The sequence below is a fragment of the Pseudomonas sp. genome, from assembly GCF_030683065.1.
Taxonomy (GTDB): Bacteria; Pseudomonadota; Gammaproteobacteria; order Pseudomonadales; family Pseudomonadaceae; genus Aquipseudomonas.
Genome location: NZ_JAUXMX010000023.1, coordinates 1 through 17,766, shown reverse-complemented (window position 1 = coordinate 17,766; position 17,766 = coordinate 1). Strand labels below are relative to the sequence as shown.

Here is a 17,766-nt window from a genome sequence, read left to right as displayed (position 1 = left end):
TATTTGAAAGCGCCAAGGCCGCCTTGGAGACGCATGCTCCGGGCGCCTTGCTCGTTTTAAACTCAGTCTTTCAGGGCGGACTTGAGCACGTTGTCGGCCCATTCCTTGCCGATGTCGTTGATGATTTCCGGCCAGACATTGGCACGGACTTTCTGCGCAGTGACTTCGATATCAGCATCGGAGACTGCGACGATAGTGGTGCCGGCCTTGGCCAACAGCTGCTCATGGGCGGCCTGGTCAACTTGGGCGGTTTTCCAGCGACGGCTCTCGAACTCCAGCGCGACCTTGTCCAGCGCCGCTTGTTGCTCAGGCTCCAGGTCGTCGTAGCGCTCCTGGTTGAGCAGCAGGTACCACACCTCGAAGTGGGTGTTGGAGGGCACATAGAATTTGGTGACGTCGCTGAAAGAGGAGTAGTAGCCCTCGGCGCCGGAGCCCATGACTCCGTCGACAACGCCGGTCTGCACGGCGGTAAATGTTTCGGAGAACGGCAGCGGCGAGGCGATGTAACCGACTTGGTCCGCCAGTAGCTGGAAGGTCTTGATCGGTGGCACCCGCAGCTTGACGCCTTTGGCGACATCGGGATTACCTGCAGCTGGCACGTCCTTGTTCAAGGCGATGCCGCCGAAATACACCGGCCAAGCCGCCAACACCTTGATGCCTTGCGCCTGGTACAACTCGGCGACGGTACTGCGCATCGGCGTACCCGGTCCGAATACCCGCTGCGCCTCGGCCCAGTTTTTCACCATGTAGGGCATATAGAGGATCTGAAAGCGCCTGTCGACGTCAGATGCGGGGGGCTGTACTGCCATATCAATAGCACCTAGGCCGACCCGTTCCTGCACAACGGTGTAGTCGCCCAAGGCGTTAGCAGCATAGATCTTGACCTTGAGCTTATCGTCGGTCGCGCTCTGCACATGCTCAGCGAACCACTTAACATCATTGTCAATGGCCGTACCTTGCGGGCGGACGTGAGACAACTTAAGGGTCTCGGCCTGCACCAAGCCAGCAGTCGAGAGTACGAGGGCCAGCCCCAGGGAAGCTTTCTTGGCAAATGACATCTTCATTGCACGTTTCCTTGTTGTTGTTGGACGCAAGAGTGTGCGGTTACATCAGTAACCGAACAGATTCGGGATGTATTCAGAGAGGTCTGGCCATGCGGCCACTAGAACTACTGCCGGTAGGTAGCCGAACACCAAGATCAACATGGCCGGTTTGACGACCTCGGTGAACTTGACGTTGCCAATGCGCGCACCCAAATAAAGGATGCTGGCGTACGGAGGTGTCACCCCGCCCATCGCGGTGTTCACACCCACAATGGCGGCGAATTGGATGGGGCTGACACCCAGTGCGGACATCAATGGCAGGAGTAAGGGCGCAGTCAGGATGATGGCGGTGATGTCGTTCACCACCATACCGATAACGAACAGGAACAATGTCACCAGAATCAGCAGCGTAGTTTTGTCATCAGTGATCTCGAAAATCGCTTCCACCAGCGCTTGGGGAATACCTTCCATTACGTAGATCTGGCTGAGCATCAGGCTGAACAGAATCATGATCATGATCGAGCCCACAGCGGTGGCTGATTCTTTGCCCGACTCCAGGAAGGTGCGCCAAGTCAGCCCCTTGTAGATCATAAAACCGACCGGCAAGGCGTAGATCACCGCCACTGCTGCCGCTTCGGTGGGGGTCATGATGCCGCCGTAGATACCACCGAGAATGATGATCGGCATGATCAGTGCTGGCAGAGCATTCACCGTGCGTGACATGCCCTCTTTCAACAGCTCGGGCATGGATAGCGTCTCATCCAGCACTAGTGGGAACTTGCGCGACATCACCAGGTTGACCAAGGCAATGTTGAACATGATCAGCAGGCCTGGGCCCAGTGTTGCCAGGAAGCTGGCGAGGATCGAGGTCTCGGTGACCCAACCGTAGACAATCATGGTGACGCTAGGAGGAATCAACAAGCCGAGGACCGACGAGTTGGCGATCAGGGCGGTAGCGTAGGCACGTGGATAACCTTTGCGCTCCATCTCCGGGATCAGCAGCGGGCCGATCGCGGCAATGCCGGTGAGACCGCTGCCGGATATCGCGCCGATAATCGCGCAGCTGAGGGTGGCGACCACACCAAGACCACCACGAATGCGACCGACGAAGATGTTGACAAACTTCAGCAGGCTGCCGGCAATGCCGCTGGCGCTCATGATGGTGCCAGCGAACACAAACAGCGGGATAGCCAGAAGAACCGGGTTGGTCAATTGGCTGAAGCCCCAGAGCATGGTGCCCTTCATGGTGGCATCGCCGACCAGCACCATGACCATAAGACCAGCCCCGAAGCAGTAGGGCAGCGGCACTCCGATGCTCAGCAAGACGATCAGCAGTGCGAAGCCCATCAGCGCGACTTCAATCATGAGATTTTCCTTCTTGTTTTTCGGTCAGCACCTGGAATTCGGCGACTTCAGTCGTTTCCGGAAAGTCATGGCCGGTGGGTGCGCTCAGCGAGGCGCCACCCTTGAACAGCACGCGGAGATTTTTGTAGAGGTGCCAGCAGACGTAGAGCGTCATCAGCAACAGGCCGAGGAACAGCGAACACTCATAGATGAAGGTGGGTAGATAGAGAGTCGGGGTTTCTTTCCACACCCTTAGGGCGTACTTGAAGTAGTCCCATGCCCACCAGGTAAGCCAGACCGAGATGATGATGCTCAGCGACTCCGAAACCACCATCAGCAGGCGCCGGGACTTTTCGGTACTGAGGAAAATCTCCAATACGTTGGCGCGAATCTGCGTGTCTTCCCGCGACGCATTGACACTGCCGAGGATGTACAGCCACATGATGGGGATGATCGATACCTCCTCCAGGCCCATTACCGGGGTCTCGAAGACATAGCGGGTGATCACTTGAACGAACTGAAATCCGGCGACGATGCTGATTAGCAAAGCCAACGTGTACCTGAAGAACGTCTCCATTTCTTATCTCTTGTTGGAGGTTTATTGGTCCGATCTTGCTTGGCACACTTGATAACATCAAATCGTTTATTGTTAGCACTAGATAACAAAATGTTATGATCCCGCGCTATATCCATCATATTTTTGCGGCCCAGAGCCAGCTGGAGGGCATGTGGCGAAACTAAGTCATCGGCAGGCCGAGGCCTTCCGAGCGGTAATGATTGCCGGCACAATTACCGGGGCGGCGGAGATTCTCTGCGTGTCGCAACCGGCAGTGAGCCGACTACTGGCGGACTTCGAGCATGCCGTTCAACTCAGGTTGTTCGAGCGTCACAAGAAACGTCTGACGCCGACGCCCGAGGCCTTGATCTTGTTCGAAGAGGTAGAGAAATCCTTTGTCGGCATCGAGAAACTGGCCAGAACTGCGGATGAGCTGCGCGGCTATCACCGCGGCACGCTCAGGATCGCAACCATGCCAGCAGTGTCCATCGGTTTCCTGCCAAATGTGGTGCAGGAGTTCATCAGCGATCATCGCGGCGTCTCCGTGACCTTGCAGGTCAGGAGTTCACAACAGGTCGCCGACTGGATTGCCACTCAGCACTATGATGTTGGCATTGTTGCCACCACCGTCTCCGACCCAGCCATTGATGTACAGCCGTTGGCCGACAGCCGCATGGTGTGCGTCTTGCCAGCAGGTCATCCGCTGGCAAATAAGATGGTGATCACGCCCGAGGATCTGAAGGGCGAGTCGTTTATCTCCCTGGGGACAGAACAAAGCGTGCGCTATAAGGTCGACGAGGTCTTCGAGCGGGCCGGCGTCAGCCGGCAGCTAATTGTCGATACGCAACTGTGCTATGTAGCCTGTTCATTCGTGCTGGCCGGTAGCGGTGTCACCCTGGCCGACCCACTGACGGCCTTGCACTTCGCGCCGCAAGGGCTGGTGGTGAAACGATTCGAACCGAGGATAAGTTTCGTCTACAACATCCTCTATCCGGCCCAACGAGCTAAATCGCGGCTGACCCTTGAATTTATCGATACGCTGCGTCGCAAGCTGGCACAACTGGCAGTGTCTTCCTCCGGTTTATTAGATTTCGAGGCGCCACCACATGACCACGCTGAGCGCACCTGAAGTGTCAATAAATGACACCCGATTCAACGTGAGCCATGTCGGCTGAATAAGCCCAGTCTCGGCAACCGCTTTAAAATCTCGTTTTTGCCCGCTGCAAGATATCCACGAACGACCTATTGCTGTCAGTCGTGGCGGGCAGAAATCGGCCAGAAGCAGACTTTCAGATGCGTTTACGATACTCAGGAACGCTTATCTATCAAGGGCATACCTTGCTGGCTAGCCTCAGGAAGCCGTACAGCAGGAGGTCGCTTCAAGCGCGGGCAGTTGGGGCAGAGCTCAACCCCTGGCAGCACTTAGCGAATGCAGCACATACGCCGCTGCCGCCATGGTCGCACCTGACCATCGGCATGTTCGATATCGACGTAGCGGATCGGTGCATACAGCGGATTGCGCGAACCATCCGGGCGCTGCGCACTGCTTAGCAGGCGTTCGCCATCAAGCAGTAGGTGCGGTTGCTCACTGCGTTTTTGCAGCTGCCCGAGCCAGGCAATAAAATGCTGTGCAGTCAGATCCGCGCGCGTGGCCAGCGACGGCCCTTCGATACACAGCTCGCCCTCGCCGCCAATGGCCAAGGCTTCACCCGCCTCATCCAGCAACCACTGGTCGCGGCTATTGCTCGATCCGATACCCCTGGTACTTATTGCCCTGCCCGGCTATTGGGATCGAGTAGTTACAATCAATGAAGCGGGCTCTTCGACCTCGCCTGCCGCCTCTCCTGATCCAGATGCGGTGGGAATTGATTGTCCATCTGCATCAAGCTTGTCGGCATAGCCGCATGCGGCGCATTCACGATGTGGCTGGCCATCGACGTACCACATTTGAATCTTGTCCACCTCATTACATGCTGGACAGACGGCACCAGAAATGAATTGTTTCTTGGGCTGACTCATAACCATAACCACCCGGATAGTGTTGATAGGTAAAGCCGCGGTTAATAGTGACGGCTTCCCAATAACAGCGGCTATACATCCGCCCTCTGCAAAGTCCTGAACGCGATCAACACTCAGGACGGTTGCGTAGAAAGTCGCCCGTCTTCGCGAAGGTTTGCTCAAGGTGCGCACGCAGCGCCGAGTCCATGGGCGTTTCCGCCAGAGCTTTGGACATGCATAACAGCCATTGGTCGCGCTCACTCTCACCGATGGAGAAAAAGCGGTGCCGGGCACGCAATCTTGGGTGGCCATGCTTTTCGATGTAACGCGATGGCCCACCCAACCATCCGGAAAGAAAGTCGAAGAACCTCTCACGGATCTCAGCGGTATCGGCGTCATGCATGTTGCGTACGACTTCGACACCCGGCTCTGTGAGCATGATGTCGTAGAAGCGGTCGACCAGATGACGCAGCGGCTGGTCACCGCCGAGTAGCTGGTAAGGCGTTTGTGTAGATGCAGTTGCCATCAAAGGTTACCTCGCGTAATTAGCGGCGTGGCGCCTTAGCTCCGCGCCTGCCAAAGGATCAAATAGCCTAGATCCACCCGCAACCACCTCGGCAGCGGGTGAAATAGCAGTTGCCAGAACCAGGCCCGCGGATCGAAACCGACGTCGCGGATAAAGCCGTTGGCCACGCCCCACATCGCCAGCATCAGCAGGCCATGGCTGTAGTGCCCGTCGACATCGGGCATGGCCACCGCGTGAGTCATCACAACGAGGGGATGGCGGATTGACTTGCGGCATAGCGTTAGCGCCTGGCTGGCCCTCCAACGTTGGGTACAGCAAACCCGAACTCATCAAGCCTCGACAAAGGGCTCGCTTCAATTTTTATAGAATATTCAATAAATACATATGCTTAGCCAAAATCCAACCATCAACCTTGCGCCCATGATACCCCATGGGGTATATCTAAATAGGGGTACGAGACACTTGGTCGCAGCTGTACGAGGCATGGTGCAAATGCCAGTGAGACTCAACGGTCATTCGCCTTTGGACTGGTTGACGGCGAACTCCCCGTTTGTGACGCAACGCTCTCGTCAAGAGCCCTTCCCCTTTGCAGTTCACCATGCAGGTAATCGACAGTGAAAAGCGCCCACGACCTGGTCACCGAGGCCAAAACCCATATCACTGAAATAGATCTCGACACCGCCGAAGCAGCCATTCGGGAGGCTGATGTAGTGCTCGATGTGCGCGAAGCTGACGAATTCCACGCCGGGCACATACCCGGCGCAGTCAACGTCCCCCGCGGCCTGCTGGAGTTCAAGCTCAGCAACACCCCGGAGCTGTCAGCTCGCGACCTGAAGATTGTGCTGTATTGCAAGACCAGTGGCCGTGCTGCACTCGCCGCTTGTTCCCTACACGACATGGGCTACCTGCAGGTGCAGTCAATCGAGGGCGGCTTCGATGCCTGGAGCGCAGCCGACAAGGCGGTGGTCACGCCGAGCCTGCCAACCTTCGAGTAAGAGGAGAACCTGTATGAAACGTCTTTTGCTCTCTGCGGCCTTGGGCTTTCTTGCGCTCACTGCTCAGGCTGCCGATCTCGGTATCACCGCCGCAGAAGTACACACTCGGGTCCAGCAAGCCGACGCCAAGCTGCTGTTCGTCGATGTCCGCGACCCAGTCGAGATCATGTTCGTCGGTTTCACTGACGCCGTGCACGTCAACGTGCCCTACATGCTGGTTGATCGCAGCGCCTGGGACGACCGGCGCGGCACTTACAAAATCGCGCAGAACCCCGACTTCATCGCTGAAATCCATGCCCAGTTGCACAAGCGCGGCCTCGATGAGAACGCCGAAATCATCACCATGTGTCGCTCCGGTAGCGAGCGCGGCGAACCGAGCGCCGCCTTTCTGCGCGCCAGCGGTTTCCCGAATGCCCGCTATGTGATCGACGGATTCCAGGGTTCAGCGCTCAAGGAAGGATCGCAGGTCGGTTTCCGCCTGCAGAACGGCTGGCAGAACTCCGGGCTGCCATGGAGCCCGAAGATGAACCCAGAAAAGATGTACCGCCCGTAACGTCGGTACCCGATTGCACCATCACCCGAAGAGGCAACACATCATGCAAAAGAACGTTGGCGGCATCGACAAGATCGCCCGCATCGTGGTCGGCATCGCACTGATCGTCTGGGCCATCGCAGGTGGGCCAATGTGGGCCTGGATCGGCCTATTGCCGCTGGCCACTGGCCTGCTCGGTTGGTGCCCTGCCTATACCCTGCTCGGCATCAAGACCTGCCCGATGAAGAAATAGCCACGCCCTCTGCCGGGCCATCGTACTGATCGGCTCGGCCTATCGAGACAATAGAAAATCACCGGTTTTCTCTGCACAGGGATTTGTTAGGCTGACCTCACGAAAATACCCCCAGGGGTATATTGCGAATCAGCGGGAGTACTGCCATGAACGCCCATGTCGAAACCTTCTTCGACTCCGCCACCTTCACCTACAGCTACGTGGTGAGTGATCCGGCAACTGGTCGATGCGCGCTGATCGATTCGGTGCTGGACTATGATCCGGCTGCGGGACGGACTTCCTACAAGAGTGCCGACCGCCTGATCGCCCATGTCCGCGAACAGGGCCTTGAGGTGCAGTGGATCCTCGAAACCCACGTGCACGCCGACCATCTCAGCGCCGCGCCCTACCTGCGCCAGCGGCTGGGCGGCAAGCTCGGCATCGGTGAACAGATCACCGTGGTCCAGGGCACCTTCGCCAAGCTGTTCAACGCCGGGCCGGACTTTCCCACCGATGGTAGCCAGTTCGATCGGCTGTTTCACGATGGCGATGCGTTCGCGGTCGGCACGATCAAGGCACATGCTATCCATACTCCCGGCCACACTCCGGCCTGCATGACCTATGTCATCGGCGACGCCGCCTTTGTCGGCGACACGCTGTTCATGCCCGATTACGGCACCGCCCGTTGTGACTTCCCTGGCGGCGACGCTCATGCCTTATATCGCTCGATTCACGACAAGCTGTTCCAGCTGCCGGACGAGACCCGCGTGTTCCTCTGCCACGACTACAAGGCACCGGGCCGCGAGGAGTATCAGAACGAGACGAGCATAGGCGCCGAACGCGCTGGCAACGTGCATATCGGCTCCGATATCAGCGAGGAGCAATTCGTCGCCATGCGCCAGACCCGCGACGCCACCTTGCGCATGCCGTCCCTGATCTTGCCCTCGGTGCAAGTCAACATGCGCGCCGGTGAACTACCGCCGGCCGAGAACAACGGCACCCGCTACATAACGATCCCGCTGAACGTGCTGTAAGGCACGTTTGGCGAATGTTACTGCTGCATCCACCTTCCATTAGTCAGAGGAAAACACCATGGAAAACGCACCGCAAATGAACTTTCCGCGCCTCAACGAGCCGGCTCCGGCCTTCACTGCCCGCACCACCTCCGGCGAACGCTCGCTGGAAGACTACCGCGGCAAGTGGCTGATCCTGTTCTCCCACCCGGCAGACTTCACACCGGTATGCACCACCGAGTTCATCGGCTTCGCCAAGGCCGCGCCGAAGTTTGCCTCCATGAACTGCGATCTGCTGGGCCTGTCGATCGACAGCCTATTCTCCCACCTGGCCTGGATGCGCAACATCAAGGAGAAGTTCGGTGTCGAGATCCCCTTCCCGATCATCGAGGACATCTCGATGAAGGTGGCTAGCGCCTACGGCATGGTCCACCCGGGGGCAGCCGATACCCAAGCCGTGCGTGCGACCTTCCTCATCGACCCAGAGGGCATTCTGCGGGCCATGGTTTTCTACCCGATGAGCAACGGTCGCAGCATCGACGAGTTCGTCCGCCTGCTCGAAGCCCTGCAGACCTCCGACACTCACGGCGTGGCCACCCCGGAGAACTGGTGCCCCGGCAAGCCGGTAATCGTGCCACCACCGAAGACCGCTGATGATGCGGAAAAACGCGCCGGTGAAGGCTACGACACGGTGGACTGGTACTTCTCCACCAAGACGCTGTAACAACTAGCTGACCGCTCCCCCTCCCCCCACTGCGTGTCCTCGATCATGCAGTGGGGGTGTTGCATTTACTCCCCAGACAAAAGGGATTTGCCTGTCATGCTCCCCGAGATTTCCATCGACGTCGCCATCATCGGTGCCGGCACTGCCGGCCTCTATGCCTTGCGCGAGGTGCGCCGCGCCGGGCGCAGTTTCCTACTGATCGATCATGGCCCGCTGGGCACCACCTGCGCCCGTGTCGGCTGCATGCCGTCCAAGGTGGCGCTGCACGCTGCAGGCCTGTGGCAATCACGCCAGGCGCTGCCCGCTATTGGAGTATCTGGCAGCGAGGCACTGCAGTTGGATAAAACCACGACCTGGGCCGAGCTGCGCAAGCAGCGCGACCGCTTCACTGCCAGCGCTACAAACAAGGCGCGAACAGCCGCCGGCGAGCAACTGATCGAGGGTCGTGTGCGCTTTGTCGAGCCAACCCTGCTTGAGGTTGAAACCGCCCAAGGGCGCGTGCGCGTGCACGCCAGAGCCGTGATCATTGCCACCGGTTCCCGCCCGCAGGTACCGGCCTGGCTTGACTCAGTGGCCGACCGGATGGTGACCACCGATGAACTCTTCGAGCTGCCCGAACTGCCGCAACGTATCGGCGTACTGGGTCTGGGAGCCGTAGGCCTGGAAATGGGCCTGGCGCTCAGCCGCCTGGGCGTAGAGGTCACGGCTGCCGGAGGCAACAGCCTGGCCGGCATCGACGACCCGCAAGTGGCTGAACGCGCGATCAAGGCCTTCTCGGAGGAGATGCCGCTGTGGCTCGGACCTCCCGCGAGTGTTGAACCCCTCGAAAAAGGCCTGCTACTGCGCTCCGGCGAGCGCGCAACTGAAGTCGATCTGCTGCTTGTAGCCATCGGCCGCCGACCGAACACCGATGACTTGAACCTCGCGGATGCCGGTTTCACCTTGGGCGAACGTGGCGATCCGCTGTTCGACCCAGCCACCCTGCAACTGGGCAAGTGGCCGGTGTTCATCGCTGGCGATGCCAACGGCCAGCGGGCCTTGATGCACGAAGCCGCCGACGAGGGTGCCATCGCCGGCTATAACGCGGCCCGCGGCCTGAGCAGGCGTTTCCGGCGCAAGGTGCCGCTGGCCATAGCCTTCTCCACGCCGGATGTCGCTGCGGTCGGTGCGCGCTTGAGCCAGCTGGATCCGAGCAGGATCATCGTCGGCAGCGCATCCGGCGAAGCCAATGGTCGTCTGCGCATCCTCGGCGGTGAACACAGCCTGCTGAACATTTATGCCGATATCGAAAGCGGCCGCCTGCTCGGCGCCTCGCTGCTGTGCGTAGCTGGCGAGCATCTGGCCCACCAACTGGCCTGGGCGATCCAGCGTGGCGAGACGGCGCAGAGTTTGCTGCAGATGCCGTTCTATCATCCGGTGGTCGAGGAGCTGCTGGCCACCGCCCTGCAGGAGATCGCGAAGCGCTTCGCCACTGCGGACGGGTTGCCCATGGGGCTGGTTGCCGAGGACTGACATGAACACAACAAGCGAAACCACCCACCGCCTCGAACACTTCCCGGTCGCGCTGTTCTCCAGCGTAATGGGCGTAGCCGGGCTGGCCATCGCCTGGATCAAGGTGGCGCATCTGGGCCTGGTGCCTGGCGAGATCGGCAGCCTCCTGCGCTGGCTGGCCAGCGCGCTCTATGTCTTCCTGCTGCTGGTCTATGCGGCCAAGCTGGTGCGCTATCCGGCGGCGGTACTGGCCGAGCGTGCACACCCGCTCAAGCAAAACTTCCTGCCGGCCATCTCCATCGGACTGCTTCTGCTGGCCATCGCCTGGGCCAAGGCAGCTCCCGACGTGGCCTGCTGGATGTGGGGCATCGGGGCCGCACTGCACCTGGCCTTCACCCTGATGGCGATGAGCAGCTGGATTCACCACACGCACTTCCAGATCACGCATGCCAACCCGGCCTGGTTTATTCCGGTAGTCGGCAACATTCTGGTTCCGGTGGTTGGCGTCGGCTTCGGCCCGGTCGACGTCAGCTGGTTCTTCTTCAGCATCGGCCTGGTGTTCTGGCTGGTGCTGCTGACCATGGTGCTCTACCGGCTGTTCTTCCACGAACCCCTGCCTCAGCGCCTGACACCCACCCTGTTCATCCTCCTCGCGCCGCCCTCGGTCGGCTTCCTGTCCTATGTGGCGCTCACCGACAGCCTCGATGCCTTCGCCCGCATCCTCTACTTCACAGCCCTGTTTCTGGCCCTGCTGCTGGCCAGCAACGCCGCCCGTTTCTTCCGTGTGCCGTTCTTCATCTCCGCCTGGGCCTACTGCTTCCCACTGGCCGCCATGACCCTGGCGACATTCGAGATGGCGGCACGCAGCGGACAGGCCTTCTACAACTGGCTGGGCTGGGTGCTGCTGGTGCTGCTGACCGGCATGGTTGCCATACTCGCAGTGAAAACCCTTATGGCTGCGATCATGGGCAGGATCTGCGTACCTGAATGAACGAATGACACAGGAGTAGCAGCATGTTCCAGCGGACTTCCGAGTCCCCCTATCATCCGAGCTACTGGCTGTCAGCTCTCGGAGCCGGGGGGTTGTGCATCTCGTTCTTCATGTACCTGATGTGGATGGTCCCGCACCCAGGCTACCCGATGCCGACCTGGAAGCATCTGCTGGCGGCCTGGCAGGGAGCAGCCACCAGCCCTGCACCCATGACGGCGATCCTGCTGGTTTCCGTCGTCGGGGTGCTTGCCTTGGCTACCCTGCATTTTCTGCTGCTGGGCTGGAACATTCGCGAGTTTCGCTCTATCTCTAGCCAACAGACGCTGACAGCCCTGCGCCAGTCGCCGGCGGAGGTGCAGTTGATGGCGATCCCGCTGACCCTGGCGATGACGGTCAACGTCTGCTTTGCCTTGGGGGTGCTGTTCGTACCGGGTCTATGGTCGGTGGTCGAGTACCTGTTCCCCCTTGCCCTGCTTGCCTTCACGGCCATCGCCTGGAGTGCGCTGCGGATCTTTGGTCGCTATTTCAGTCGCATGCTGGTGAGTGGCGGCCATCGCAGCGAGGAACACAATCATCTGTCCGCCCTGCTGGCCGTGTTTGCCTTTGCCATGCTCTCTGTCGGTTTCGCCGCACCTGCTGCCATGTCCCATGTGCAGTTGGTGTCGACCCTGGCCGCCACGCTGTCGATCCTGTTCCTGATGCTGTCGCTGGTGGTGGCGCTGATCGTGCTGGTAACCGGCATTAGCGCGATGATGACCCACGGCCTGCAGCCACAGGCGACCCCCAGCATCTGGATGCTGGTACCGATCCTGACCCTACTCGGCATCGAATGGCTGCGCCTGCAACATGGTCTCAGCCATCATTTTTCCGGTGGAGCGAGCAGCGGCACGATCTTCGTCACCCTGACCGGGATCTTCATGTTGCAACTGGGCGTGATGCTAATTGGCTACCGGGTGATGCAGTTGAACGGCTACCTGCGTGCACACCTGAGCGGTGAGGCTCGTAGCCCGGTCAGTTTCGGTCTGATCTGCCCTGGCGTGGCCCTGTTTGTGATGGGCATGTTCTGGTGGCACCTGGTCTGGGTAGATAGCGGATTGATTCAGCCATTCGGCTTCGTGTACTGGACCGGCATCCTGATCCTGGCGGCTATTCAGTTGGCCACGCTCGCGGCGCTGCTGCGCCTGACCTGGAACCTGCTGCTGCGCCGGGAGGTGCGTATTGCCGGTATCGACGGCTGAAACAGAATGCGCGAGCCTGCATGAGAAATGTGGACACGCCGCTGCGCGACGCCAATGGACTATGGTTGCTCTGCAGCCTTTACGTTTTTCACCTGGCAAGAGGTGTCCATGACGATATCCCGATGGCTGCTCTACCTGCTTCTGCTGCTCCCCGGCTTGGCACTGGCCGCCACTGCCGACCACAGCAGCTTCAAGGAACTGCAAGGGCCGTTCGCCAGCGGCGAGGACGTCACCCGCGCCTGCCTGGGCTGTCACACCGAGGCGGCCAAACAGGTTATGGCCACCCGCCACTGGACCTGGGACTACACCAACCCGGACACCGGCCAGCGCCTGGGCAAGAAGACCATGCTCAATGGCTTCTGCATCGGCGATCGCTCCAACGAGGCGTTCTGCCAGTCCTGCCACATTGGTTATGGCTGGCAGGACGCCAGCTTCGACTTCAGCGACGAGAGCAAGGTCGACTGCCTAGCCTGCCACAATACCGGCGGCTACCTGAAGCTCGCCGGCCTGGCGGGTCATCCGCCGCTGGTACGCAGCGAAACCTCGCCCGGCTCAGGCAAGTTCATCGATCCGGTGAACCTGGCGGTGGTGGCACGCAACATCGGCGCCACCTCCCGCCAGACGTGCGGTGCCTGCCACTACTACGGCGGCGGTGGCGACGGCGTGAAACACGGCGACCTCGACTCCTCGCTGAACGCGCCGAGCCGCGAACTGGACGTGCACATGGCCAGCGACGGCGCGAACTTCAGCTGCTCAACCTGCCATGTCGCCGACCAGCACCAGATCGCCGGCAGCCGCATCAGCGTAACCGCCAGCGATCCCCATGCCGCGATCGTCCGCGGCGAACACAGCACACGCAACCCGTCGACCTGCCAGTCCTGCCATGGCGATCGCCCGCACCAGGACGACCTGCTGCACGCCAGCCGGCTGAATGACCACGCCCGCACCCTGGCCTGCCAAAGCTGCCATATCCCGACCTTCGCCCGCGGCGGCGTGCCGACCAAGATGGCCTGGGACTGGTCAAGCGTCGGCAAGATGGATGCCGCGGGCAAACCCTTCCTGACCAGGGACGCCAAGGGCCATGTGATTTACGACAGCCGCAAGGGCGACTTCATCCTTGGCGAGAATGTGTCGCCCGACTATGTCTGGTTCGATGGCCGGGTCACCTATGTGCAGCCCGACACCCGCATCGACCCCGACACACGGGTGCCCATCAACACCTTCCACGGCACCCCAGGCGCCAAAGACGCACGCATCTGGCCGGTGAAGACCTTCCACAGCCGCCAGCCCTACGACACCCAGCACCTGACCTTGCTGGTGCCACATACCGCCATCCCCAACGACACGGCCCTCTGGTACAACTTCGACTGGGCCAAGGCCCTGCAGGCTGGTGCCGACGCCACGGGCACGCCCTACAGCGGCCAGTTCGACTTCGTCGACACTGTCATGCTGTGGCCAATCACCCACATGGTCGCACCCAAAGAGCAGGCCCTGGATTGCGCGCAGTGCCACGCCAGCCAGAGCCGCCTGGCGGCGGTGCCGGGCATCTGGCTGCCAGGCAAGGACCACAACCGACGGCTAGACACCCTCGGCTTCAGCCTGGCCGGGCTTGCCCTGCTCGGGGTATTGCTGCATGGCGGGCTGCGGATCGCCGCGTATACGCGCAGAAGGAAATCCGAAAATGAGTGAGCGCCTTTACCTGTTTACCCGCTTCGAGCGCTTCTGGCACTGGTCGCAGGCAGCCCTGATCATCACCCTGCTGTTCAGCGGCTTCGCCATCCACGGCAGCCACGCCCTGCTCGACTTCCGCACGGCGGTTGCAGTTCACGAAGTGGCGGCCTGGATGCTGATCGTACTCTGGGTATTCGCAATCTTCTGGCACTTCACCACCGGCCAGTGGCGGCAGTACATCCCCACCCTCAACAACATGCAACGGGTGGCGCTCTACTACGCCTACGGCATTTTCAGCGGCGCCCCACACCCTTACAAGGTCACCCGCGAGCGCAAGCACAACCCGCTGCAACGCATCGCCTACCTCGGCGTGCTGCTGCTGATCAATCCGCTAATCTGGGTGAGTGGCCTGCTCTATCTGTTCTGGGGTCGCCTGGAGGCCCACCTGCCCAGCTGGATCGGACTGGAGCAGATCGCGCTGTCACACACCCTGGGCGCCTTCCTGATGCTGACTTTCCTCATCGTACATGTGTACCTGACCACCACCGGGCACACCCCTCTGGCGCATATCAAGGCGATGATCAGCGGCTGGGGGCAGCGGCACTAAGCTCCTGCTAACCGCTATCACGAAGGAGCATTGGCCGCACGCCAGGCCAGTCAGGACTGGCGTAGCTGAGCTACCGAAGGTCGTCTAGCTTTCCCCCCATCCGAAGGGCCACTCTGCAACATACCCTGGAAGCAAACGCAGCCCATGGTCGAAGCTGACGATGTCCTATGAAGCGGCAGGCAAAGTCAGCAAAGTGGAGCCTATTGAAAGGATTTCGCCTAAGGTCAATGAACAACTCGCCGCGAACCTGACATTGATGGATGAAATGGGGGGCTCGGCAACGCCAGTCATTTACTACATGGACGACGAAGGATACCTGCAGCAACAGCAAGGTGCTCCTCGTCCCGATTCGCTGAATCAGATCATGGGCCGCTGCCCGCGAAGCGTTGAACCGCGACCAAGCAGCCAGTGCCGACACCTAATAAAATAATGATTTGGAGGCTGCATGAACGTCTTTCGCTGGCCCCTGGCAGGGCTCCTAATAATGTTATCCGTGTCTACCCAGGCGGCAGATCCGGCCGCGGTCTATAGCAAAGGCGGCGCCAAGCCTGCCGCGATGGCGTGCGCCACCTGCCATGGTGCCGAGGGTGAGGGCATGGCCGCAGCCGGATTTCCGCGGCTTGCAGGCCTGTCCGCTGTCTACATGCAAAGACAGCTGGCCGATTTCGCTTCTGGTGAGCGCGCCAATCCGATCATGCAGTCGATCGCTGCAGCCTTAAGCCTCGAGGAAGCACACGCCGTCTCGACGATGCTCGCCAACAAGCCGCAACCCGACGTTGAGCGAATCGGTCGCACGGCTGCGGCTCAAGGCATTGGCGAAACACTGGCACTGCGAGGCGCATGGGAGCGCAACATCCCCGAATGTGTCTCCTGCCATGGGCCGAGCGGTGTGGGTGTCGGCGATTCCTTTCCGCCACTCGCTGGGCAGTCCGCCCAGTACCTGTCCTCGCAGCTGATCGCCTGGCAACAGGGGACTCGCAGGAACGATCCCAACGACCTGATGGGCCACGTCGCTCGTGGCCTCACCGAAGATGAGATCAAGGCCGTCTCGGCCTATTTCGCCGGTTTGACCGAAGCAGGAGCTGGACAATGAATACTCATACAAGCGCCTTGCTGCTGATCGCACTCGCCCTGCCCGTTCAGGCGGCTGACATCGCAATGGAGGATCAGTCGCAGATTCGCCTCGGCGCAGCAGAACCCGCCAGCCGCACGTATTTTCAACCCCCTCAGGAAAGCGAGCTCCCGGACAACGCCTTTGGAAAGTTGGTACAGGAAGGCCGCGCCATCTTCGTAGATACAAAAAACCGCGCGCCGGAATATGTAGGTAACGGCCTCGCGTGTGCCAACTGCCACCTCGAGCAGGGGCGAAAAGCCAACTCGGCACCGCTGTGGGCGGCGTACACCATGTACCCGGCTTACCGGCAGAAGAACGATAAGGTGAACACCTACGCCGAGCGGTTGCAGGGGTGCTTTCAGTTCAGCATGAACGGTAAGGCACCGGAAGCGGACGGTCCAATCATTGCGGCCCTTTCGGCCTACTCGTACTGGCTCGCGACCGGCGCACCGACCGGTCAAGAGCTGCCAGGTCGCGCCTACCCGGAAGTGCCTAACCCCGAAGGTGGCTATGACCTTGCTAAAGGGCAACAGGTCTACGCCGCACAGTGCGCGGTATGCCATGGAAATAACGGCGAAGGGCAGAAGTCAGGTACTGATTATGTGTTCCCGCCACTTTGGGGGGCGGACTCGTTCAACTGGGGCGCAGGCATGCATCGGATCAATACGGCTGCTGCGTTCATCAAGGAGAGCATGCCCCTGGGCAAAGGAGGTAGCTTGTCGGATGAAGATGCCTGGCATGTGGCGGCATTCATGAACAGCCACGAACGGCCTCAGGACCCACGCATGATTGATGGCTCGGTAGAGAAGACTCGCGACAAGTATCACGCTAACGATGGCGTTAACCTATACGGCGAGACGGTCAACGGAAAGATGCTGGGCAAGGGAATTTAGCCTGGCTGAGTGCTCTGTGGTGCGAAGTGAAGGCCTGACTACTGTACCTGGCAGCCTTGATTAACGACCATTGGCAACAAGCCAGGCTTGCCTGCCCTACTGCTACCCAAGACCGTATTGCGTTCTCTTCTGAACTGTTTCAGTCGATACGCTTTTGACCCACGCACCGGAATTTCATTGGCCCGGTTTCAAATTACGAATTTATTGCTGCATTTCGCTTTGCAGGCTGCGGGGCTGAGTCAGCATAGTGTCGGCATACGGGCCAATAATGCACCTACACAAAAGCCGAGAAAGCGGTGCGCCAGCAAGGCGCTGGAAGTCTGGGCCGTTCTGGATATTCACCAGACCACTGAATAAAGCGTGGCTATGATCCGCTCCTTATCAGACCGCCAGAAGGAACCGCCCATGAACAAAGCTCAACTGATTGAAGCCATCGCCGCCTCGACTGACCTGCCCAAAGTCACTGCTGGCCGCGCCCTGGATGCCATCACCGGCGCCATCTCTTCTGCCCTGCAAAATGGCGAAAGCGTCAGCCTCGTGGGTTTCGGTACCTTTGCGGTGAAGGCACGCGCTGCACGCGATGGACGCAACCCACAAACCGGCGCCACGATCAAGATCGCAGCAGCCAAGCTACCCGGTTTCAAAGCCGGCAAGACGCTGAAAGATGCTGTAAATTAAACAGAGAGCGTTTCATTTTCTGTGGATAAGTTCTGCAAAGCCCCGTAAATCGGGGCTTTTGCTATCTGGGGGAAAGTGAAAATATCGAGATAGTGTTTCATTAAGTAATCAAAAGAAAAA

Annotated in this window: 22 protein-coding genes; 15 read left to right on the top strand and 7 right to left on the bottom strand. The window is 59.8% G+C overall.

Annotated features, from left to right (window positions below; all coding sequences use genetic code 11):
* Positions 1-62: 62 nt before the first annotated feature.
* The 3 genes from dctP to Q8K09_RS05175 are packed head-to-tail and all read right to left on the bottom strand — an operon-like array spanning position 63 to position 2,964.
* Positions 63-1,064 carry a TRAP transporter substrate-binding protein DctP gene (gene dctP, locus Q8K09_RS05185; protein WP_305253920.1) on the bottom strand — a complete coding sequence of 334 codons (1,002 nt, stop codon included), beginning with the start codon at positions 1,062-1,064 and terminating at the stop codon, positions 63-65.
* A gap of 45 nt (positions 1,065-1,109) precedes the next feature.
* Complete coding sequence (locus tag Q8K09_RS05180; RefSeq protein WP_305253919.1) at positions 1,110-2,408, bottom strand: TRAP transporter large permease; 1,299 nt, start codon at positions 2,406-2,408, stop codon at positions 1,110-1,112.
* On the bottom strand, positions 2,401-2,964 hold the full coding sequence (locus Q8K09_RS05175) for a TRAP transporter small permease (protein ID WP_305253918.1): 564 nt from the start codon (positions 2,962-2,964) through the stop codon (positions 2,401-2,403). The genes Q8K09_RS05180 and Q8K09_RS05175 overlap by 8 nt, the downstream gene beginning before the upstream one ends.
* A 151-nt stretch (positions 2,965-3,115) precedes the next feature.
* Here Q8K09_RS05175 and Q8K09_RS05170 point away from each other — a divergent pair, with 151 nt between their 5' ends.
* The gene (locus tag Q8K09_RS05170) at positions 3,116-4,072 is read left to right on the top strand and encodes a LysR family transcriptional regulator (RefSeq protein WP_305253917.1); all 957 of its coding nucleotides are present in this window, start codon (positions 3,116-3,118) and stop codon (positions 4,070-4,072) included.
* 293 nt (positions 4,073-4,365) lie between these two features.
* On the opposite strand, the gene Q8K09_RS05165 is transcribed toward Q8K09_RS05170, so the two are convergent.
* The 4 genes from Q8K09_RS05165 to Q8K09_RS05150 form a co-directional block, all read right to left on the bottom strand.
* The gene (locus tag Q8K09_RS05165; protein WP_305253916.1) at positions 4,366-4,668 is read right to left on the bottom strand and encodes a hypothetical protein; all 303 of its coding nucleotides are present in this window, start codon (positions 4,666-4,668) and stop codon (positions 4,366-4,368) included.
* A 57-nt stretch (positions 4,669-4,725) separates the two neighbouring features.
* Positions 4,726-4,962 (bottom strand): YheV family putative zinc ribbon protein, encoded by a 237-nt coding sequence (locus Q8K09_RS05160; RefSeq protein WP_370869486.1) that lies wholly within the window; start codon positions 4,960-4,962, stop codon positions 4,726-4,728.
* 106 nt (positions 4,963-5,068) lie between these two features.
* The gene (locus Q8K09_RS05155; RefSeq protein ID WP_305253915.1) at positions 5,069-5,467 is read right to left on the bottom strand and encodes a group II truncated hemoglobin; all 399 of its coding nucleotides are present in this window, start codon (positions 5,465-5,467) and stop codon (positions 5,069-5,071) included.
* A gap of 35 nt (positions 5,468-5,502) precedes the next feature.
* On the bottom strand, positions 5,503-5,730 hold the full coding sequence (locus Q8K09_RS05150; protein ID WP_305253932.1) for a cyd operon YbgE family protein: 228 nt from the start codon (positions 5,728-5,730) through the stop codon (positions 5,503-5,505).
* A 351-nt stretch (positions 5,731-6,081) separates the two neighbouring features.
* Here Q8K09_RS05150 and Q8K09_RS05145 point away from each other — a divergent pair, with 351 nt between their 5' ends.
* The 14 genes from Q8K09_RS05145 to Q8K09_RS05080 all read left to right on the top strand — a co-directional run bounded on the left by Q8K09_RS05145 (position 6,082) and on the right by Q8K09_RS05080 (position 17,646).
* The gene (locus Q8K09_RS05145) at positions 6,082-6,462 is read left to right on the top strand and encodes a rhodanese-like domain-containing protein (RefSeq protein ID WP_305253914.1); all 381 of its coding nucleotides are present in this window, start codon (positions 6,082-6,084) and stop codon (positions 6,460-6,462) included.
* A gap of 13 nt (positions 6,463-6,475) precedes the next feature.
* On the top strand, positions 6,476-7,015 hold the full coding sequence (locus Q8K09_RS05140; RefSeq protein WP_305253913.1) for a rhodanese-like domain-containing protein: 540 nt from the start codon (positions 6,476-6,478) through the stop codon (positions 7,013-7,015).
* A gap of 43 nt (positions 7,016-7,058) precedes the next feature.
* The gene (locus Q8K09_RS05135; RefSeq protein ID WP_305253912.1) at positions 7,059-7,247 is read left to right on the top strand and encodes a DUF2892 domain-containing protein; all 189 of its coding nucleotides are present in this window, start codon (positions 7,059-7,061) and stop codon (positions 7,245-7,247) included.
* A gap of 146 nt (positions 7,248-7,393) precedes the next feature.
* Entirely contained in the window at positions 7,394-8,260 is an 867-nt protein-coding gene (locus tag Q8K09_RS05130) for an MBL fold metallo-hydrolase (RefSeq protein WP_305253911.1), read from the top strand.
* 58 nt (positions 8,261-8,318) lie between these two features.
* Complete coding sequence (locus Q8K09_RS05125; RefSeq protein ID WP_305253910.1) at positions 8,319-8,963, top strand: peroxiredoxin; 645 nt, start codon at positions 8,319-8,321, stop codon at positions 8,961-8,963.
* A gap of 96 nt (positions 8,964-9,059) precedes the next feature.
* The gene (locus Q8K09_RS05120; RefSeq protein ID WP_305253909.1) at positions 9,060-10,475 is read left to right on the top strand and encodes a dihydrolipoyl dehydrogenase; all 1,416 of its coding nucleotides are present in this window, start codon (positions 9,060-9,062) and stop codon (positions 10,473-10,475) included.
* A gap of 1 nt (position 10,476) precedes the next feature.
* Positions 10,477-11,445, top strand: a complete 969-nt coding sequence (locus Q8K09_RS05115; protein WP_305253908.1) for an SLAC1 anion channel family protein — start codon at positions 10,477-10,479, stop codon at positions 11,443-11,445.
* A gap of 23 nt (positions 11,446-11,468) precedes the next feature.
* Entirely contained in the window at positions 11,469-12,683 is a 1,215-nt protein-coding gene (locus Q8K09_RS05110; protein ID WP_305253907.1) for a hypothetical protein, read from the top strand.
* Between the two features lie 108 nt (positions 12,684-12,791).
* Entirely contained in the window at positions 12,792-14,372 is a 1,581-nt protein-coding gene (locus Q8K09_RS05105) for a tetrathionate reductase family octaheme c-type cytochrome (RefSeq protein WP_305253906.1), read from the top strand.
* Positions 14,365-14,961 carry a cytochrome b/b6 domain-containing protein gene (locus tag Q8K09_RS05100; protein WP_305253905.1) on the top strand — a complete coding sequence of 199 codons (597 nt, stop codon included), beginning with the start codon at positions 14,365-14,367 and terminating at the stop codon, positions 14,959-14,961. Before Q8K09_RS05105 ends, Q8K09_RS05100 begins: the two co-directional genes overlap by 8 nt.
* 160 nt (positions 14,962-15,121) lie before the next feature.
* Positions 15,122-15,391: a hypothetical protein gene (locus Q8K09_RS05095; RefSeq protein WP_305253904.1), complete on the top strand. Its 270-nt coding sequence runs from the start codon at positions 15,122-15,124 to the stop codon at positions 15,389-15,391.
* Positions 15,392-15,406: 15 nt separating this feature from the next.
* A complete protein-coding gene (locus Q8K09_RS05090; RefSeq protein WP_305253903.1) occupies positions 15,407-16,054 on the top strand; it encodes a c-type cytochrome in 648 nt (215 codons plus the stop codon).
* A complete protein-coding gene (locus tag Q8K09_RS05085) occupies positions 16,051-16,968 on the top strand; it encodes a c-type cytochrome (protein ID WP_305253902.1) in 918 nt (305 codons plus the stop codon). The genes Q8K09_RS05090 and Q8K09_RS05085 overlap by 4 nt, the downstream gene beginning before the upstream one ends.
* 405 nt (positions 16,969-17,373) lie before the next feature.
* Positions 17,374-17,646 (top strand): HU family DNA-binding protein, encoded by a 273-nt coding sequence (locus Q8K09_RS05080; RefSeq protein WP_305253901.1) that lies wholly within the window; start codon positions 17,374-17,376, stop codon positions 17,644-17,646.
* Positions 17,647-17,766: the final 120 nt, after the last annotated feature.

Excerpts from the sequence above, each read along its gene's own strand:
- dctP (WP_305253920.1), bottom strand. The coding sequence starts at position 1,064 with ATGAAGATGTCATTTGCCAAGAAAGCTTCCCTGGGGCTGGCCCTCGTA.
- Q8K09_RS05180 (WP_305253919.1), bottom strand. The coding sequence starts at position 2,408 with ATGATTGAAGTCGCGCTGATGGGCTTCGCACTGCTGATCGTCTTGCTG.
- Q8K09_RS05175 (WP_305253918.1), bottom strand. The coding sequence starts at position 2,964 with ATGGAGACGTTCTTCAGGTACACGTTGGCTTTGCTAATCAGCATCGTC.
- Q8K09_RS05160 (WP_370869486.1), bottom strand. The coding sequence starts at position 4,962 with ATGAGTCAGCCCAAGAAACAATTCATTTCTGGTGCCGTCTGTCCAGCA.
- Q8K09_RS05155 (WP_305253915.1), bottom strand. The coding sequence starts at position 5,467 with ATGGCAACTGCATCTACACAAACGCCTTACCAGCTACTCGGCGGTGAC.
- Q8K09_RS05140 (WP_305253913.1), top strand. The coding sequence starts at position 6,476 with ATGAAACGTCTTTTGCTCTCTGCGGCCTTGGGCTTTCTTGCGCTCACT.
- Q8K09_RS05135 (WP_305253912.1), top strand. The coding sequence starts at position 7,059 with ATGCAAAAGAACGTTGGCGGCATCGACAAGATCGCCCGCATCGTGGTC.
- Q8K09_RS05130 (WP_305253911.1), top strand. The coding sequence starts at position 7,394 with ATGAACGCCCATGTCGAAACCTTCTTCGACTCCGCCACCTTCACCTAC.
- Q8K09_RS05125 (WP_305253910.1), top strand. The coding sequence starts at position 8,319 with ATGGAAAACGCACCGCAAATGAACTTTCCGCGCCTCAACGAGCCGGCT.
- Q8K09_RS05120 (WP_305253909.1), top strand. The coding sequence starts at position 9,060 with ATGCTCCCCGAGATTTCCATCGACGTCGCCATCATCGGTGCCGGCACT.
- Q8K09_RS05115 (WP_305253908.1), top strand. The coding sequence starts at position 10,477 with ATGAACACAACAAGCGAAACCACCCACCGCCTCGAACACTTCCCGGTC.
- Q8K09_RS05110 (WP_305253907.1), top strand. The coding sequence starts at position 11,469 with ATGTTCCAGCGGACTTCCGAGTCCCCCTATCATCCGAGCTACTGGCTG.
- Q8K09_RS05105 (WP_305253906.1), top strand. The coding sequence starts at position 12,792 with ATGACGATATCCCGATGGCTGCTCTACCTGCTTCTGCTGCTCCCCGGC.
- Q8K09_RS05100 (WP_305253905.1), top strand. The coding sequence starts at position 14,365 with ATGAGTGAGCGCCTTTACCTGTTTACCCGCTTCGAGCGCTTCTGGCAC.
- Q8K09_RS05095 (WP_305253904.1), top strand. The coding sequence starts at position 15,122 with ATGTCCTATGAAGCGGCAGGCAAAGTCAGCAAAGTGGAGCCTATTGAA.
- Q8K09_RS05090 (WP_305253903.1), top strand. The coding sequence starts at position 15,407 with ATGAACGTCTTTCGCTGGCCCCTGGCAGGGCTCCTAATAATGTTATCC.
- Q8K09_RS05085 (WP_305253902.1), top strand. The coding sequence starts at position 16,051 with ATGAATACTCATACAAGCGCCTTGCTGCTGATCGCACTCGCCCTGCCC.
- Q8K09_RS05080 (WP_305253901.1), top strand. The coding sequence starts at position 17,374 with ATGAACAAAGCTCAACTGATTGAAGCCATCGCCGCCTCGACTGACCTG.